The organism is Armatimonadota bacterium (assembly GCA_035527535.1).
Lineage (GTDB): Bacteria > Armatimonadota > Hebobacteria.
On sequence record DATLAK010000177.1, the window covers coordinates 1 to 17,208 of the forward strand.

At 68.3% G+C, this 17,208-nt stretch carries 16 protein-coding genes; 8 read left to right on the forward strand and 8 right to left on the reverse strand.

Annotated elements, in window-relative coordinates; genetic code table 11:
- Positions 1 to 101: 101 nt before the first annotated feature.
- The gene (locus tag VM221_12810; protein ID HUT75701.1) at positions 102 to 1,274 is read right to left on the reverse strand and encodes an NAD/NADP octopine/nopaline dehydrogenase family protein; all 1,173 of its coding nucleotides are present in this window, start codon (positions 1,272 to 1,274) and stop codon (positions 102 to 104) included.
- Between the two features lie 261 nt (positions 1,275 to 1,535).
- Between VM221_12810 and VM221_12815 the strand changes: the two genes are divergently transcribed.
- The 8 genes from VM221_12815 (at position 1,536) to tilS (ending at position 10,896) form a co-directional block, all read left to right on the forward strand.
- A complete protein-coding gene (locus VM221_12815; GenBank protein HUT75702.1) occupies positions 1,536 to 3,533 on the forward strand; it encodes a DUF2723 domain-containing protein in 1,998 nt (665 codons plus the stop codon).
- Between the two features lie 242 nt (positions 3,534 to 3,775).
- On the forward strand, positions 3,776 to 3,973 hold the full coding sequence (locus VM221_12820; GenBank protein ID HUT75703.1) for a hypothetical protein: 198 nt from the start codon (positions 3,776 to 3,778) through the stop codon (positions 3,971 to 3,973).
- 88 nt (positions 3,974 to 4,061) lie between these two features.
- Entirely contained in the window at positions 4,062 to 4,475 is a 414-nt protein-coding gene (locus VM221_12825; protein HUT75704.1) for an acetyl-CoA carboxylase, read from the forward strand.
- A 31-nt stretch (positions 4,476 to 4,506) separates the two neighbouring features.
- Complete coding sequence (locus VM221_12830; GenBank protein ID HUT75705.1) at positions 4,507 to 5,787, forward strand: homoserine dehydrogenase; 1,281 nt, start codon at positions 4,507 to 4,509, stop codon at positions 5,785 to 5,787.
- A gap of 3 nt (positions 5,788 to 5,790) precedes the next feature.
- Positions 5,791 to 6,873 carry a threonine synthase gene (thrC, locus tag VM221_12835; GenBank protein HUT75706.1) on the forward strand — a complete coding sequence of 361 codons (1,083 nt, stop codon included), beginning with the start codon at positions 5,791 to 5,793 and terminating at the stop codon, positions 6,871 to 6,873.
- A gap of 16 nt (positions 6,874 to 6,889) precedes the next feature.
- On the forward strand, positions 6,890 to 7,873 hold the full coding sequence (locus VM221_12840; GenBank protein ID HUT75707.1) for a phosphoribosylaminoimidazolesuccinocarboxamide synthase: 984 nt from the start codon (positions 6,890 to 6,892) through the stop codon (positions 7,871 to 7,873).
- A 48-nt stretch (positions 7,874 to 7,921) separates the two neighbouring features.
- Positions 7,922 to 9,109 carry a cofactor-independent phosphoglycerate mutase gene (locus VM221_12845; protein ID HUT75708.1) on the forward strand — a complete coding sequence of 396 codons (1,188 nt, stop codon included), beginning with the start codon at positions 7,922 to 7,924 and terminating at the stop codon, positions 9,107 to 9,109.
- 296 nt (positions 9,110 to 9,405) lie between these two features.
- Positions 9,406 to 10,896, forward strand: coding sequence for a tRNA lysidine(34) synthetase TilS (tilS, locus tag VM221_12850; GenBank protein ID HUT75709.1), 1,491 nt, complete (start codon positions 9,406 to 9,408; stop codon positions 10,894 to 10,896).
- A gap of 42 nt (positions 10,897 to 10,938) precedes the next feature.
- Here tilS and VM221_12855 read toward each other — a convergent pair whose 3' ends face one another.
- The 7 genes from VM221_12855 to fdhD form a co-directional block, all read right to left on the reverse strand.
- Positions 10,939 to 11,604 (reverse strand): hypothetical protein, encoded by a 666-nt coding sequence (locus tag VM221_12855; GenBank protein HUT75710.1) that lies wholly within the window; start codon positions 11,602 to 11,604, stop codon positions 10,939 to 10,941.
- 67 nt (positions 11,605 to 11,671) lie between these two features.
- Entirely contained in the window at positions 11,672 to 12,181 is a 510-nt protein-coding gene (locus VM221_12860) for a hypothetical protein (GenBank protein HUT75711.1), read from the reverse strand.
- Between the two features lie 234 nt (positions 12,182 to 12,415).
- A complete protein-coding gene (locus tag VM221_12865; GenBank protein ID HUT75712.1) occupies positions 12,416 to 13,726 on the reverse strand; it encodes an MFS transporter in 1,311 nt (436 codons plus the stop codon).
- Between the two features lies 1 nt (position 13,727).
- Positions 13,728 to 14,726 (reverse strand): GTP 3',8-cyclase MoaA, encoded by a 999-nt coding sequence (moaA, locus tag VM221_12870; GenBank protein HUT75713.1) that lies wholly within the window; start codon positions 14,724 to 14,726, stop codon positions 13,728 to 13,730.
- Positions 14,727 to 14,732: 6 nt separating this feature from the next.
- The gene (locus VM221_12875) at positions 14,733 to 15,884 is read right to left on the reverse strand and encodes a uroporphyrinogen decarboxylase family protein (GenBank protein ID HUT75714.1); all 1,152 of its coding nucleotides are present in this window, start codon (positions 15,882 to 15,884) and stop codon (positions 14,733 to 14,735) included.
- 56 nt (positions 15,885 to 15,940) lie between these two features.
- Positions 15,941 to 16,150: a hypothetical protein gene (locus tag VM221_12880; GenBank protein HUT75715.1), complete on the reverse strand. Its 210-nt coding sequence runs from the start codon at positions 16,148 to 16,150 to the stop codon at positions 15,941 to 15,943.
- A gap of 25 nt (positions 16,151 to 16,175) precedes the next feature.
- Positions 16,176 to 17,024, reverse strand: coding sequence for a formate dehydrogenase accessory sulfurtransferase FdhD (gene fdhD / locus VM221_12885; GenBank protein HUT75716.1), 849 nt, complete (start codon positions 17,022 to 17,024; stop codon positions 16,176 to 16,178).
- Positions 17,025 to 17,208 lie beyond the last annotated feature (184 nt).

Genomic DNA, 17,208 nt, shown 5'->3' on the forward strand with positions numbered 1-17,208 from the left:
GCTGGGCGAGGTTGAGAAACGACAGCACGCCGGCGACGTGGACGCAGTTGCCGATGGCGGCGCCGATGATCTTGGACATGATGGCGAATCCCTGCCAGGCCTCACGCCTGGTCGTGGGTAGGGGGCGCCCCGGAAACGGTAGGCAGCCCCTCCAGCACCAGCTCCCGGATCTGCTTCAGGCTCAGCCCGGCCAGCCCCAGCCGTTCCACCGTCCGCCCCTCGGCCCAGTAGTCACACCCGTTGAGCAGGCCTGCGAGATGGATGGCCGCGTCAATGGTCGGGGTCTCGACCCCCAGCATGTCGCCCAGGGAGGCGATCGGCACCAGGCTCATGGGGACGTCCTCGTTGAGGTAGCGGTGGTCGAGGCGGTAAGGTCCCTTGATGCCGTAGTAGCCGGGATTGGCGCGCATCGCCTGGTGCAGGGTCTTGCCCGCCGCGTCATAAGCCAGGTACAGCCACTGGCGCGCGGTGATCGCGTTGAAGCCCATGGCGGCGGCGACCCCGACCCGCTCGGCGTCAAGCGCCTCCAGCACCCGCGATACCGATTCCGTCACCCCGTCTATGTAGTACTCGAAGTCGCCGTGGGTGCTCTCGATGCGCGCGGCGTTGAGCACCGTCACCGTCGGATGAAACACGGCGCCGATATTGTCGAGGCTGGTCTTGATGACGTTGTCGCCGGGCGCGAACTGGGGAAACGCCGGGCGCAGCGCCTGGACCACCTCCGGCGTGCGATAGGCCGGGAGCGCGGCGACGGGAATGCTGTTCTTGACGCGTAAGATCTGCACCTGCGCCGGGTTGACGCAGCGGCTGGCGTAGATGAAGGTCTGCGCCTCGGCGACGACGACATCGGCGGTAACCCCGCGCCGGCGCAGGATGTGGGAGAACTCCAGCGCGCCGCCGGTGCGCCCCGGATTGAGGACGACGATGTGGCCGTTGCGCAGGTGGGAGGCGCAGGCCTCGGCCATGAAGCGATGGCCGGTGGCCGGCACCGCTACCATCAGTACGTCGCTGTCCGGCAACGCCTCGGCGATGTCGGTGGTCACGCAGTGGAGGCGAGCCGTGCCGTGGGGCACGACGTCGCCCTCGGTGCGCAGCAGCTCGATGCCGCCCATGAGCTTGATCGGCAGCAGCCGCTCTTCGCTGCGGTTGAAGAGGTTGGTCTGGAAGCCCATCAGCGCCAGGTGGGCGGCCATGGCGGTGCCGCCGTGGCCCGCGCCCAGCACGCAGAAGCGCGGGCGCGCTCCAGCTTCGTTCGTAACCGGCTCTTTCGCCATGCGTTCCTCCGGTCGCACTATTGGCCGCCTTGCGGCCAATGTCCTGCCCGCACCGCCAGCGGCGGCGTCGCCCCGGCGGGACAAACGGCGCGGAGCGGTTGGTTCGTCCGGCGGGCCCGAGCGGAAGTGCGATCCTCGACCCCGTCGGCGCTGCGGCGCGCCGTGGCCGGCGTCTGGCGCCGACGACAAACTCGGAGCCCGGGGGTGGCTTTGACAGCCGCGCCGCGGCCGTGGTTAAATGGATCGGAGGCGGCTTCAACAGTGTCCGGCGGCATCGAATCCTCCCCGCGTCTGCGCCGGCTCGCCCTGAGGGCGGGCCTGCCCGTGGCCGTCGGCCTATCGCTGTTCGCCTGCTATTGGCTCACCCTCGCCCCTACCATCACCGAAGGCGACTCCGGCGAACTCGTCACCGCCGTGCATACGATGGGGATCGCGCACCCCACGGGCTATCCTCTGTATCTGATCGTCGGCAAGCTGTTCGACCTGCTGCCGCTGGGCGAGCCGGCGCGCAGGGTCGCGTTGCTGAGCGCGGCGTCGGCCGCAGCCAGCGGCGGCCTGGTATGCTGGGTTCTGATCAGCATTACCTGCAGCGGCCCAGCGGGGCTGCTCGGCGGGCTGCTGGCGGGCTTGAACTGGTGGGTGTGGCAGCAGGCCAACCAGCCGGAGGTATACGCGTTTAACCTGCTGATGGTGTGGCTGGTGATCACGATGTTCGTCCGCTGGTCGGAAGACCCGACACCGCGCCGCCTCAACGTGTTGGCATTCTTCTGCGGCCTGGCGCTGACCCACCACCGCTCTGCGATCTTCTTTGCCGCGCCCCTGCTACTGTGGGCCGTCGTCAACGCGCGCCCGCTGCACGCGCGCGCGTTGCTGCGCGCCGCCGGCTACGGCGCCTTGCCGTTACTGCTTTACCTGTGGCTGCCCTTGCGCTCGGCGACGCACCCATTTCTAAACTGGGGCAACACCAGCGCCAGCCTGCGCTACTTCTGGGATCACATCAGCGCCAGCCTCTATTACCGCTACGTCTTCGCCGAGCCGCCGGACCAGGCGCTGACGTACACCCGCCTGCAGTTCGTGCGCATGTGGGTGCAGTTTCGCTGGGCCGGTCTCCTCCTCACCGCGGTGGGCGTGGTCGGCCTGCTGCGGTCACCGCGCCAGCGGCCATTGGCGGTCGGCCTCATCGCAGGCTTTGCCTTGATCGGCACGTGGGCGGCGTTCTACGCCGTTCCGGACAAGGACGTCTTCTACATGCCGAGCGCGGTGGTGGTGAGCGCGTGGTGCGGGGCGGGGGCGGCGTTTGTGCTGCGAGCGGCGGGCAAGCTCAAGATCAGCCCCGCGGTCCAACGCCTGGTGCCGATTGCGGGGGCGGCGGTTGCGCTTGCGTTGCCGCTCGACATACTGATGACCTGCTGGAGATCGGCGGACCGCAGCCAGCAGTACAGGGTCCTGGATGCGGCCACGATAAGCTTTGCGGGCATCCCCGGCGACGCGGTGCTGCTGCTCAGCGGCGATGAGCCCAAGAGCGGCGCTCTCTACTACTACCACGTCCTAGGTCATCGCCCGCAGCCGCAGTTGTTGGGCGCGGAGATGATCGTCTATCCGTGGTATGAGCCGCTGCTGTCCGACCCCGGCCTCCGCGCAGTGGTAGCCGACGCGCGACTCATCGCCCCCCAGCAGCGGCTGCCGTGGCTGGCTCGGAGCATCCGCAGCAGTGTGGATCCCCGTCGCTCCCTGTACACCAATATTCCGCTCGATGAAGTGCCCCCAGGCTATGTGCTGCTTACGGACGCACTGATTCAGCGCGTGGTGCTGCCTCCGGGAATCCCTCAGGCAGCGGACGGCCCCGGCGCGCGCCCGCTGCTGGAGTTCCCCGGCGGCGCCGGGAGCCTGGTGAGCGTTGCCACGCCGACGGAGGCCGCGCGCGGAGAGCCGTTCACGGTCACCGCGGCTGTGCGCTGGAAAGCAGCCGCGCGCCCGCAAGGCGACCTGCAGTTCCTATTTGTCCACTCCGACCTCGCGCAGCAGGTAGCGACAAGCGGCCCCGACGCCGCGCCTGAGCGGTCGCAGATGCGGCGAGCGGTGCCCGTGCTGTTCGCAGCGACGATGCCGCCGAGCAAGCCAGGCCGGCATTATGAGCAGAGCTTCAACGCCCTGGTCCCGCGCCGCAACGTGGCCGGGCGCTATCAGGTATTCGTCCGGTTGCAGCAGGGCAATAACCATACGCCGTTTGTATCGGCGGGAAGCATCTCCGTGCGCTGAGCTTGCGGCGGGAGTTGCGCGCTGCGCCGCCGGATACCCGCCGCCAGGGCGGGCGGATGCTACGTCGGCCAGGCGCACAGAAAGCCTCGGTTGATTGGCGCGATCCCAATTCTTCGGTCATACCCGTGGGGGGGCAGAGGGGGGCTGCGCGGTTGACAGGGGCGCAGGGCGCTGCTATAATCCGACGTGATGGAGCACGGCCCGGGCCGTGCTCTTAGTTTCCCAGCTAAGGAGTTCTCATCTTGCCGGTGACGGTTGATCTGGAGAAGCTCAAAGCGGCGTGCAATCTGCAGGAATTTCTCGCCTTCGAGCGCGAGGCCGTACAGGCCGTGGAACGCGAGGCGTATGAGCGCCGCCGCAATACAGAGGACGAGAAGCGGGCTAAGGAAAAGCGTGCGCGCAAGAAGCGGCTCAAGGCCGCCTCTCGCGCCTCGTCCTGAGGCCGGCGCGCACCCGGCCGGGCTGGAGCCTTCGTGCGGCTCGCCATCGCGCAAGCGACGTCAGCCGCACGGGCCGGCAAGGGCAGCAGTGGACGAAGAGACCTTCGAGGAGCTGCGCGCGCTGATGCGCCTGGCGCGGGAGCATCGTCTGTCCGAGCTCACCGTCGAGAGCCCGCAGGGCAAGGTGCGCGTGGGGCGCGGGCAACGGCGCCCGGCCGTCGTCCGGCGCCCGCGGGAGGCGCCCCCCGGCGGGGCTCGGGCAGCCGACATCTGCGCGCCGCTGCTGGGAGTGTTCTATCGCGCCCCCGCACCCGATGCCCCTGCCTACGTCGAGGTCGGCGACTGGATCGAGCCCGGGCAGACGGTGGGCCTGATCGAGGCGATGAAGGTCTTCAACGAGATCAACAGCGAAATCGAGGGACGGGTCGTCGCCATCACGGCCGGCGCCGGGGAGCTGGTGCAAGCGGGGCAGGTGCTGATGATGGTCGAGCTGGCGGAGTAACGTTTGGCGGGGCCAGGTCATGAGTCGGGATGTGATCAGAATCGGCATCTTGGGGTTCGGCAACGTGGGGGCCGGGGCCTACCAGGTGCTGGCGGAGAACGCCGACGCCATCGCGCTCAAGGTCGGCTCGCGCCTGGAGGTGACGGGCGTCGCCGACGTGGACTGGCAGCGGCCGCGGCCGGTAGAGGTGCCGGCGGATAAGCGCACCACCGACGCCCGCGCGCTCATCAGCGATCCCGCCATTGACATCATCGTCGAGACCATCGGCGGCACCGAGCCCGCGCGCGACTTCGTCCTGTCCGCCCTGCGCGCGGGCAAGTGCGTCGTTACCTCCAACAAGGAACTCATCGCCAAGCACGGCCGCGAGATCCTCGAGCAGGCGGATGCGCGCGGCCTCGACATCTACTTCGAGGGCGCGGTCGGCGGCGGCATCCCCATCATTCAACCCCTCAAGCAAGCCCTCGCTGCCAACCGTATCTACAGCATCATCGGCATCGTCAACGGCACCACCAATTACATCTTGACGCGCATGGCGGACGGCGATCAGGACTTCGCGCATGCCCTCGCCGAGGCGCAGCAGCGCGGCTACGCCGAGCCCGATCCCACCGACGACATCGAAGGCAACGACGCCGCCTACAAGCTCGCCATTCTCGCCTCCATCGCCTTCAACAGCCGCGCGGCGCTGGACCATATCTACCGCGAGGGCATCTCGCGCATCGCCCCCGCCGACATGCTCTATGCCCGCGAGCTCGGCTATGTGGTCAAGCTCCTGGCCATCGGCCGGGATCGCGGCGACGCGCTGGAGCTGCGTGTCCATCCCGCTTTTCTGCCGCAAACCCACCCCCTGGCGGCGGTGAGCGATGTCTTCAACGCCGTCTTCGTCGAGGGCAGCGCGGTGGGTCGCCTCATGTTCTACGGGCGCGGCGCCGGCGCCCGCCCCACGGGATCGGCGGTGGTCGGCGACATCATTGATATCGCCCGCAACCTCAACCGCGGCGCCACCGGCCGCGTCTCCTGCACCTGTTTCGAGGAGCGCCCGCTGCGGCCCATGGACGAGGTCGTGACCAAGCACTACGTGCGGATGACGGTGGCCGACCGGCCGGGGGTGCTGGCCAAGATCGCGACCGTCTTCGGCGAGGAGAGGGTCAGCCTGGCGTCGGTGGTACAGAAGGGGGCGCCGGCCGACAGCGCCGAAATCGTGTGGGTCACCCACGAGTCGGTCGAGCGCGCGGTGCGGCGCTCGCTGGAGCGCATCCGCGCCCTGCCCGAGGTCGTCGAAGTCTGCAACTGGGTGCGGGTGGAGGAGGAATAGGCGGTGGCCTACCAGGGGGTCATCGAACGGTATCGCGGGCTGCTGCCGGTCAGTCCCGCAACCCCGGTGGTGACGCTGCTCGAAGGTGACACGCCGCTCATCGAGGCCCCGCGCCTGGCGCAAGGGATCGGTCTGCGCCCACAGCTCTACCTCAAGTACGAGGGCCTCAATCCCACCGGTTCGTTCAAGGACCGGGGGATGACGGTGGCGATCTCGAAGGCGCTGGAGCAGGGATCGCGCGCCGTAATCTGCGCCTCCACCGGCAACACCGCCGCCAGCGCCGCGGCCTATGCGGCGCGGTCGGGGCTGCGGTGCGTGGTGGCGATTCCCAAGGGCGCCATCGCCATGGGCAAGCTCGCGCAGAGCATGATCCAGGGGGCGCAGGTGCTGGCCCTGGAGGGGAATTTCGACGACTGTCTGAAGGTGGTGCTGGAGATCACCGAGCGCTACCCGATAACCCTGGTCAATTCCCTCAACCCCCATCGCATCGAGGGGCAGAAGACCGGAGCCTTCGAGATCTGCGACACCCTCGGCGACGCGCCCGAGTATCACGCGCTGCCGGTGGGCAATGCCGGCAATATCACCGCCTACTGGAGGGGCTACCGGCAGTACCGCGAGCTGGATCGCGCTTCGCGTCTGCCCAAGCTGCTGGGGTTCCAGGCCGAAGGCGCCGCGCCCATCGTGCGCGGGTATCCCATCGAGCACCCCGAGACCATCGCCACCGCCATCCGCATCGGCAGCCCGGCCAGTTGGCGGGCCGCCGAGGAGGCGCGCGACCAGTCCGGCGGCGTGATAGACATGGTCAGCGACGACGAAATCCTGGACGCCTACCGGATGCTCGCCAACCTCGAAGGCATATTCGTCGAGCCCGCCTCCGCGGCGTCGGTGGCGGGGGTGCGCAAGCTGGCGGGACGGGGGTACTTTGACGACGCGCCCGCCGACGCTCGCGTCGTGTGCGTGCTGACGGGGCATGGGCTGAAGGACCCCGACCGCGCCATTGCCGTGGCCGAGGAGCCGCGGCACATATCCGCGTCGGTGGAGGCGGTGACCGAGGCCATTGGCCTGGCGGCGCCGGTGGCGGCGTGAATTGCAGGGGCAAGGCATGCCTTGCCCCTACGGGGACTACATGACAACACAGGCCCTGCTCTATACCAACCTGCCCGGCGTGCCGCTGCACAGCCGCGGCAAGGTGCGCGACATCTATGACCTGGGCGAGCACCTGCTGATCGTTGCCACCGATCGCATCTCCGCCTTCGACGTGGTGATGCCCAACGGCATCCCCGACAAGGGCAAGATCCTGACCGCGCTATCCCTGTTCTGGTTCGACCTGCTGCGCGACATCACGCCCAACCACCTGGTGGAGACCGATGTGGCGCGCTTCCCCGAGCCGCTGCCGCGTTACCGCGACCAGCTCGCCGGGCGCAGCATGTTGGTGGTCAAGGCGCAAGTGCTGCCCATCGAGTGCGTGGTGCGGGGGTACCTGGCCGGTGGCGGGTGGAAGGAATACGCAGCGAAAGGCAGCGCCAGCGGCATCGAACTGCCGCCGGGGCTGCAGGAATCCGCACCATTGCCGACGCCCATTTGCACCCCGGCGACCAAGGCTGCCTCGGGCCACGACGAGAACATCACCCCCGCCCAAGCCGCGGACGTGGTGGGCGAAGAACTGTTTCACCGGGTGCGCGAGCGCAGCCTCGCCATTTACCAGTTCGCCGCCGACTACGCGCGCGAGCGGGGCATCATCGTCGCCGACACCAAGTTCGAGTTCGGGCTGGGCGCTGGGGGCGCGCGCGCTGAGGGCCGCGCGGAATCCATCGCGACCTCTGAAGAGGTCGCGCCCAGTCTGCTGCTGATTGACGAGGCGCTCACGCCCGATTCCTCGCGCTTCTGGGACCTGGCGGACTACCGTCCCGGTCAGAGCCAGGACAGCTTCGACAAGCAGTACGTGCGCGATTACCTGGAGACCCTGGACTGGAACAAGGAGCCGCCCGCCCCCGAGCTGCCGCCGCAGGTCGTCGCGCGCACCCGCGAGAAATATCTCGAGGCGTACCGGCGATTGGTGGGGCGGGAGCTGGACCTGTCAAGGTAGGGGCCGGGTTCCATCCCGGCCTCCACGCCGGGCTCCCGTATAGAGACCATGAGATACATCCTCCTTATCCCCGACGGGGCGGCCGACGAGCCGCTGGATGACCTCGACGGTCGCACGCCGCTGGAGGCCGCAAGCACGCCGCACATGGATGCGCTCGCGGCCGCCGGGCAGGTCGGCCTGGCGCAGACCATCCCGCCCGAGGTGGAACAGCCCGGCAGCGATGTCGCGTGCCTGTCCCTGCTCGGCTATGACCCGCGCCGCTACTACACCGGGCGCGGGCCGCTGGAGGCGGTGAGCATGGGCGTGGGCCTGGAACGCGCGGACGTCGCCTTCCGCTGCAACCTGGTCACCTGCGGCGATGACATGACGATGGTGGACTACAGCGCGGGTGAGATCGCCACGCCCCTGGCGCGCCAGTTGATGGAGACGGTGTCGGAGGCCCTGGGGGAACCGCGTCTGCGTTTCTACCCCGGCATCAGCTATCGCCATCTGCTGGTATGGCGGGACGGCCCGGATGATGTCGCCACCACCCCACCTCATGACATCATCGGTCAGCCGATAGCCGAGCACTTGCCTGCGGGCGACGGCGAAGAGACGCTGCGGCGCTTGATCTACGATTCGTACGGGGTGCTGCGGGAGATGGAGATCAACCGGCGACTGCGCGATGAGGGCAAGCACCCGGCGAACATGATCTGGCCGTGGGGGCAGGGGCGCCCGCCGCGGCTGCCCAGCTTCGTAGTGCGGTGGGCGCTGCCGGGGTTCGCGGTGGCGGCGGTGGATCTGGTGCGCGGCATCGCCAAGGCGGCGGGACTGAGCGCGCCGGAGATCCTGGGGGCGACGGGCAACCTGGATACGGATTTCGCGGCCAAGGGGCGCGCCGCCGCCGAAGCCATCGGGCGCTACCGCTTCGTCCTGGTGCACGTCGAGGCCCCCGACGAGGCGAGCCACCACGGCGACCTGGAGAAGAAGGTGTGGGCGCTCGAGCAGTTCGACCGCTACGTCGTCGGCCCGGTCGTCGCCGCGCTTGAATCCCTCGGTCCATCGCGCGTGCTCATCGCCTCCGATCACCCGACGCCGATTCGCCTGCGCACCCACACCCGCGAGCCCGTGCCCTTCCTGCTCGCCGGGGAGGGCATCGCCCCCGACGCGGCGGACCGCTTCAGCGAGACGGCAGCCGCGGAGAGCGGGCTCTTCGTCGAGGAGGGCCATCGCCTGATCGAGCGCCTGCTGGGGTAGGCAATGCGGCGCCGCGAAGCGTAACAAGCCGATCGTGCGCCCTCACCCGGCTCACTAACGCTCGCCGACCTCTCCCTGGAAGGGAGAGGAGTCGGAGGGATGCACGCCCAACCCCTCCCCCTTCCAGGGGGAGGGCAGGGTGAGGGTGACAAGCCCGGATCGTGCGCCCTCACCCCCGACGAGTCGGGGCCTCTCCCCAAGAGCGAGGGGCGTCGCGGACGCGCACCACCCCTCCTCTTCTCGGAGAAAGCGGGGAGCGCGCCAGACGACCACACCACGGCGAACCAGGCGCACCGATGCTTCTCGATATTGTTGCCAGGACCGTTGAAACCTACCGCATGCTGGGGCATGGAGACCGCGTCCTGGTCGCGGTGTCGGGCGGCCCGGATTCGGTGGCGCTGCTCGACGTCCTCGTGCGCCTGCGCCCCGAGTACGACCTCGACCTCCACGTCGCGCACCTCGATCACAAGCTGCGCCCCGAGGCGGCCGAGGAGGCCGAGTTCGTAGGCGCGCTAGCCGGTGACTTGCGGCTCCCCGTAACCCTTGAGGCGGCGGAGGTGCGCGCGCTGGCGGCGAGCGAGAAGCTGTCGCTCGAGCACGCGGCCCGCAACGCCCGCCGCGAGTTCCTGCTGCGCACGGCGAAGGCGGTGGGCGCGGCGCGGGTCGCACTCGGGCACCACGCCGATGACCGCGTGGAGACGGTGCTGATGCGTATCCTGCGCGGCACCGGCATTGATGGCCTCGCGGGTATGCGCCCGGTCAGCATTCCGTTCATCCGCCCGCTGTTCGACGTCACCCGGGCGCAGATCATGGCCTATATCGAGGAGCGGGCCCTCCCCTATCGCGAGGATCCCTCAAATCGCGATCCCGCGTTCCTGCGCAATCGGGTGCGGCGGGAATTGCTGCCGCTGCTGGAGCAACTGCAGCCAGGCTGCAAGCGCGCGATCCTGCGGCTGTCGGAGCTGGCCGAGGAGCAGAGCCGGTGGCTCCAATCTCAGGCTCGCATGGCGTTCTCCCGGATGGTGGTGGAGGAAACTCCCGAATCTGTGACATTGAAGCTGGCATCGTTGTCGCGAGGGATGAGCGATGTCGTTTCCCGCAGGCGTTCTCCGGTCACTCCGAGCGCGGCGAAGAGTGTTGCCGGGGATGATGCTCATGCGCAAGATGACATGATGGCAGCCTTCGTCATTCCCCGGCGGGTAGTGCGCGAAGCCATTCGCCGGCTGCTGGGCGACATGATGGACATCGAGCAGGGGCACGTTGAGGCGGTGCTGCGATTGGCCCATCGCGGCAGGACCGGAGCCAGGGTCTATCTGCCACGCCGGATCGTGGCCGAGCGCGGGTATCGCACCCTCGTCTTGCGGGTCGGCGAGCCCGCCCGCGACGACCCGGTGGGCGAGTTCGCGCTCACCGTGCCGGGGGAGACCGACATCCCATCGCTCGGGATTGCGATCGCGGCGGAGTTGCTCGCGCGCGACCAAGCGCCGAACCCCACCGGGGAGCCGCCCAATGCGGCGCAGCTCGACTACGGAGCCATCGAGCAGCCGGTGATCCTGCGCACCTGGCGGCGGGGGGATCGGTTTCAACCCCTGGGCATGACCGGTTCGGTCAAGGTGCATGATCTCTTCGTCAACCACAAGGTGCCGCGCGCCGAGCGCGAGCGGGTGCCCATCATCACCGCGGGCGGCAACATCGCGTGGATCGTGGGGCTGCGCGTGGACGAGCGCTTCAAGGTCAGCGCCGCCACCGAAACCGTCTTGCGGCTGGAGGCGCGGCGGTTCCGCTAACGTATGGCCGAGCGCCACCTGCCCTGGTTTGTCTCAACGCTCTCACAGACAATACTTGATAACGTCCAGCGCTTCGTCGAGCCCCCGTTGGGTCAAGCGGTAACCACCCTCGCGACTCTTATCCACAAGCCTGTCCAGCCACAGACGTCGCAACCCGTCCTTGACAGACCTTGCGCTGTGTCGATCGGCTGACTTGAGGATACTCTCCATCGTCTCGGGCGAGGGATAGCAACTATGCAGCAGCACTAGTATCTCAGCCTTCGCGGCAAGGTCCTTCAGAACAAGCTTTCTGTCTCCGAAGCTTTCAACTAGTACGCCGACCGGGGCTTGCGCCTCGACCACCAGCCTGCCAGCCTCCGCTATGCCGACTGCAGCCGCAATGCGAATGAGCTCCGTAAGGATCCACTGGGCAGCATGTAGCAGGAAAGCAAGGTCATAGACATTAGCATCCACGTTGCCCTTGTGTGCGATGCTGCGGTGGTTGCGCAGGCTGTACATCGCCCGACCGACGCGAGATGCACAAATGCGTAGGCCGTCATCTAAGCCGCCTATAGAAGCCTCAGCATTTCTAAGATACTCGTCAACTTTCGGCTTTGGATCATATTGACGTTTCTCCAGATACTGCATGATCTGCACAAGCGTTTCCACGAACTTGCCGGGCGCGGAACGCTCGAGCGTTCCCGTAGCCGCATCCTGACGAATCTGCACGAACTCCTCCACAATGTCGGTTGCCAGGCAGGTAGGCAGTCTGCTACTGAGAGCGGCCACAAGACTGTCAGCGCTCACCCTGGTTCTCCAGCGCGGGCTCGCCCGTGAGCCTCTCCCGCACGGCAGTGATCCCAGCTTGACTAAGCCTGTACCTCTTACGCCCCTGCTTGGTGGTACCGCGCTTCCGCACCTGGATTACCAGGGCAGGCCTGCGCTCCATGAGGGATCCCAGGGCGTCCGTGATGTTCCTGACCCTGTGCCCGAGATTCTTCAGGGTCTTGTTGACAGATAGCGCGTCGAAACCATCCTGTTCTTGTTCTTGCTCCACCTGATGCCAGTACGCGGCCACGAGCGCCCTTTCCGCGTCTGTCTCTGGATTGACAGCGTGGTAGAGGTCTGCCATGTCGCGGACAGAACACGGCTCCTCGGCTGCACTACGGACAACGCTCTCGTTCTGAAGATCCACTCTGCACACCTCGGCCGCCCATCGCAATACGCGGGTGCGCGCGCCCTCATCCAGCTCTGACAGCGCCCCATGGACTGTCTTCATGGCAGCGAGTTCGGATTCCGCATTCATGCTATTTGCCCTCCCGAATAGTGGCGTCGTTTCTTTGTCCTTGCATGATGCTACCACGCGAGCCCCACTGTGTCAATAGGCCGCGACCGATATGCGGCAACCACGAAGGGTTGACGAGGCCGCGGGCAGCGCAAGCAGACCGCGCGCTAACGGGGGATGGGCTCTGAGCCATCCCGAAACGCCGGTTGGCAGGCGAGACCTGTCCGCCTCAGGTGGACACCTGCCCTACCGTGATTAACCTCGCGGTTCCCGCAGCCAGGCGGTGCCGGCCAGCGCCGCTGCCGCTGCCGCCGACGCGACCGCGAACACGACGTGATAGGAGGTGACGCCGATCGCCCACCCGCCGAGGATGGGAAACAGGACCGCGGGCGCGCCCAGGGTGTTGGTGAGCCCGACGTAGGACGCACGCTCCTCGTCGCCGACGCTCTCCAGCACGAAGTTGGTGTAGCCGATCCATACCCCATTGATGATCGCGCCGAGCAAGAAAAACGTGAAGGCGTAACCGTACGTAAAGGCGGCGGGGCCGTGCGCCGCCAGCAGCGGCGGCGCCAGCCATGCGAACAGCGGCACGATCAGGCTGCACAGGGCGCTGCCCTGAATCACCCGCTTGCTGCCCCAGCGGTCGGACAACAGCGCCCACCCCGCGCCGGAGGCGATACCGCCCGCCATCTGCGCGGAGATGAAGATGCCGGCCGTCGCCTCCGGCACCCCGAGCTCGACCCGGGCGTACACCGCATAGAACGGCACCGCGATCGCGCCGGTATCCGCCAGCCAGCGCACCGCCACCATGCGCGCCAACTGCGGCTTCGCTCGCAGCAGCGCCGGCGCCGCCCGCACCAACTCCCACAGGCCCCGGCGCGCCTCCCGCACCGGGCGCAGGGGCTCGCGCATCAGCGCCAGGAATCCCAGGGACGCCATCAGCAGCGCGAACTCGATGGCGAACAGCAGCGCGTAGTCGCGCGGGTAGGGCAGCCGCGGATGTCCCAGGATCTGCCGCACCGCTGCCCCCGCCCCCACCGCCAGCACCCCGCCGATCAACTGCATCGCGCCAAAGAAACGCCCCCGCATTCGCGGCGCGATGGTCTTGGCGCAGATGTCTTTCCACGGCACCCCGGTCATGCCGTCGCTGGCGAAGAACAGCAGTTGCGTCCCCAGGAAAACCGCCAGGATCAGGCCGCGGTGGAGGGGCGCCGTCAACAGCAGCACCGGCAAGAGGAGAAGCGGGAGCCGCCCCGCCGCGCACACTCTGAGGATGAACGGTTTCTTCCGGGGGCGATGCTCGACCAAGCTCGCGGTGGCCAACTGCGGCACATACCAGCCCGCCATTTGCATCGCCATCACCACCCCCACCAGCACCGTCGAGCCGGTCAACCGCTCCATGAACAGCGGCAGCACGATCGCCGGACTGACGAAGGCGACCCCGGTGATGAAGGCGCTGGCGTCGGCGACCATGACCGCGAAGTTCCACCGCGTATGCTCATGGGGCCGAGCCGGGGCGTCGGTGAGTTCAGGGGTGAGGTGTCCGGGTCCGCACGTGCCTGCCATGTCACCCGCCGACCTGGCACATGCTGGCGTGGGCGCTGGCGCCGGGCATGGAGCCTTCGCGCCCCGCCCGCTTGGCCAGCCAGCAGCGAGACAGCGCTGCAGCGACGGCCGCTGCGTCCACCCGTGGACGCAGCCACGGCCGGAGGTCAACACTGGGCGCGGCGAACAGGCACGAGCGCACCTCGCCCCGCGCCGTCAGCCGCAGCCGGTTGCAGCCGCCGCAGAACGGCTCGCTCATGGGCGCGATCAGGCCGACGGTCCCAGGCGCCCCATCAAGCCGCCAATAGCGCGCAGGGCCCGCCCCCGCGACCATGCCGTCAGCCGCCGTCGCGCCCAGGGAGGCCAGCGTGTCCGCCACCAGCGGGCCGCGGGCAGTGGTCGCTGCCGCCGCTAGCGGCATGTGCTCGATGAACCGCACGTGCACCGGCAGCCGCCGCGCCAGGGCGATGAACGGCTCCATCCAGCGCCGCAGCTCATCGTCATCGCGTTGGCCGAGCATGACCGCATTGACCTTGACGGGCAGCAAGCCTGCCGCCAGCGCCGCCTGCAGGCCCTCCAGGACCGCGCTCACATCCCCGCCGCGCGTGATGTCGGCGTACTCGGCGGGGTCGAGGCTGTCGAGGCTGATGTTGACGCGCCCCAGGCCCGCCCGCGCCAATGCGTGGGCGTGAGCGGCGAGCAGGATGCCATTGGTGGTCATGCTCAGGTCATCGAGCCCCGCGACCTCGCCCAGCAGGCGCACCAGGTCGGCGAGGCCGAGGCGCACCAGGGGCTCGCCTCCCGTGATACGCACGCTGGTGACGCCGAGGCCGACCGCGGCGCTCACCACCGCCGCGATTTCCTCGTAGCGCAGGATGTCCGCGTGCGGCAGCAGGGGGATGCCGCCGGGCGGCATGCAGTACCGGCAGCGCAGATTGCAGCGGTCGGTGACCGATACCCGCAGGTAGCGCAGCGTGCGCGCCCAGCGATCAGCGATAATCCTCGGCGACGACCTGCGCATGGACGCTTACACGCCCTCCATCGCCACTTCGTACATCGCAACCAGGTTCTCGAGCTTGACGCTGTTGTCCGATTCGGTGGTCGAGCCGATGAAGTAACCGGGGTAGGCGACGCGGATAGCCTCCCGGCAGACCTCCCGCACTTGCGCCGGTGAGGCGCGGTGCAGCAGCTGGCTCATGTCGATCGCGCCGGTGAGGAAGAGCTTGCGGCCGTAGCGGGCCTTGATCTCGGCCAGATTCATCCCGGCCACCACCTCGATGGGGTTGAGGCCGTCAATGCCCGATTCGATCAGGTCGTCCATCACCTCCATCAGGTAGCCGTCGGAATGGAACAGGCACTTGAAACCGTGCTCGTGCCAGGCGTCCTGGAGGCGCTCGAGGCGCGGGAAGAACTCGCGCCGCAGGTATGCCGGCGAATGCAGCAGCCGCCCCTTGCAGGCGATGTCGCCATAGGTAAGCACCAGCGGGGACAAGGTGAGGTCGGCGATGGCGTGGCAGACGGCGAGGTTGTACTGGGTGTACGCCTCCATGAACTCGGAAATCAGCCCCGGCTGGTCGCTCTCCAGGTAGGCGAACACCTCCATGCCCAGCCGGTGCCGCACCTCGTCGAGCCCCACACCCTGCACGGCCAGGAGATTGACGGTGTCCCCGATCCGTGCCTGGGCCTCGAGGAACCGGCGATGGTAGCGCTCCCGGTAGGCGCCGGGGTCGGCGCGAATGTCGTCGGTCTCGCCCCTGGTCTTGCTGATCCAGCGCTTGATGAACTCGGCGGCCCCGTTGTCGTCGTCGAAGGGGCGCTGAGTGATCCAGCTCGTCTTCTCGTGCGGGGCCTGGTGGATGACGAATCCCAGCTCATCGGTGAAATCCTTCTCTACCATCGGCCCGAAGCCCACGCTGCGCGTCATGTCGAGGAAGCGGTTGATCGCCTTGCCCACGATCCGCTCCAAGGACCGCTGCGTCTCCTCCGCAACCTCGCCGGCATCAGGTTCGGACCCGATCGCGCCGCCGCGCTCGCGCTGACTCGCCTGCGGGACGATGGGCGGCAGCTTCTCGCCGCTGAAGTGCTCGAAGGCGTCGTCGTTGAGCAGAATATCATAGATCGGAACGCGGTCGGTCTCCTGCAGCGCCATGGTGCGTTCCACGCGCTCGCGCTTTGTCATCACTGCCGCCATTATCTTGTGGCTCCTTTCGCCCCCCGATCCTTGACCTACGACGCTCAGTCGAAACAGCCGAGCTGGCAGCGCACGATGCGCACGCCGGCGCGGTTGGCGGCTTCGCCGACGACCTGGCGCGCCACGCCCGCGCGCCGGGCGAGGTCGAAGCACTCGGCGCAGGTGATGGTGGCGCCAGCGCGCTGTTGCATGATCGCCATGACATGGTCGGGCACGACGATGCTCGGATCCGGTTGCCCGCCACCGCGCGGCATCGCTAGCTCCTTTGGCCGGGCGCCGTCACGCGCCGAAATCTATCCGGCAGGGGTGGCTGCAGATGTTCATCCGCCGCCCGCGCAGGAAGCCGATGACCGTCAGCCCGCCGCGCACCGCCACCTCGATCCCCGCGTCGGTGGGCGCGGACATCGAGGCCAGAATCGGCACCCCCGCCCGCACCGCCTTGGCCGCGATGTCGCGGCTGACGCGGCCGGTGACGACCAGCGCCTTATCCTTGAGGTCAATCCCCGCCAGCAGGCAGTGCCCCACCGCCTTATCCGCGGCGTTGTGGCGCCCGACGTCCTCGCGCAGCACCACCAGTTCGCCGCTGACGGTGAACAGGCCTGCGCCGTGGGTGCCGCCGGTGCGCCGGTAGATGGTCTGCCCCGCCGTCATGGCGCGCGCCATGCCGCGCAGGCCCTCGGCGGCGACCACCGGCCCCTCGCCCTCGATCACCGGCAACTCGTCGTCGGCGTGGACTACCCCTCCGCAGCTCGCTTGCGCGCTGGCACGGTCCGCCAGGGCCAGCGACAGCTCAATCGGAACGACGATACGCACCGCCGGGCGACCGTCGTCGTCGCGGCGCAGGCTCACGGACAGTAGCTCGCCCCGGTGCTTGACGAGCCCCTGGGTGAGCGCGAACCCGGCCCCCAGCTCGTCCTCGTAGCCCGGCGAGGCCATGAGCGCCGCGATCTCGCGCCCGTTGAGGATCAGGCGTAGCCACCGCTCGACCGCCAGCGCATCTTGCGTCTCCGCAACGCCGTCGGCGGTGACCTTGCGCACCGGGCGCAGGGCGATGGCGTCGCCGGGCCCATTCTCCCCCGGCCCCCGGCCGGGAGCGGTGGCGGGACTCTCGTTGTCGGCTGCGGCCATAGGCGTGGCTGCCGGTGGAAACGCGATTTGCGCCCGCGGCCATGCGAGCGTAACCATTATAGCCGCGCGCGGGCGAAAGGGGTAGAGGGGCCGCGCGCTCACAACGCGCGGCGATTCTGCTATAATTGCATGCGGAGTCATGCCAGCGTAAGCGGCGGTTCCGAGAAGGACGCCGTCTTCGCAT

Bases quoted from the DNA above. Each gene is read 5' to 3' on its own strand.
- VM221_12865 (HUT75712.1), bottom strand. From the start codon at position 13,726: ATGGCAGGCACGTGCGGACCCGGACACCTCACCCCTGAACTCACCGAC.
- moaA (HUT75713.1), bottom strand. From the start codon at position 14,726: ATGCGCAGGTCGTCGCCGAGGATTATCGCTGATCGCTGGGCGCGCACG.
- VM221_12880 (HUT75715.1), bottom strand. From the start codon at position 16,150: ATGCCGCGCGGTGGCGGGCAACCGGATCCGAGCATCGTCGTGCCCGAC.
- VM221_12860 (HUT75711.1), bottom strand. From the start codon at position 12,181: ATGAATGCGGAATCCGAACTCGCTGCCATGAAGACAGTCCATGGGGCG.
- VM221_12875 (HUT75714.1), bottom strand. From the start codon at position 15,884: ATGACAAAGCGCGAGCGCGTGGAACGCACCATGGCGCTGCAGGAGACC.
- VM221_12810 (HUT75701.1), bottom strand. From the start codon at position 1,274: ATGGCGAAAGAGCCGGTTACGAACGAAGCTGGAGCGCGCCCGCGCTTC.
- fdhD (HUT75716.1), bottom strand. From the start codon at position 17,024: ATGGCCGCAGCCGACAACGAGAGTCCCGCCACCGCTCCCGGCCGGGGG.
- VM221_12845 (HUT75708.1), top strand. From the start codon at position 7,922: ATGAGATACATCCTCCTTATCCCCGACGGGGCGGCCGACGAGCCGCTG.
- VM221_12840 (HUT75707.1), top strand. From the start codon at position 6,890: ATGCCTTGCCCCTACGGGGACTACATGACAACACAGGCCCTGCTCTAT.
- tilS (HUT75709.1), top strand. From the start codon at position 9,406: ATGCTTCTCGATATTGTTGCCAGGACCGTTGAAACCTACCGCATGCTG.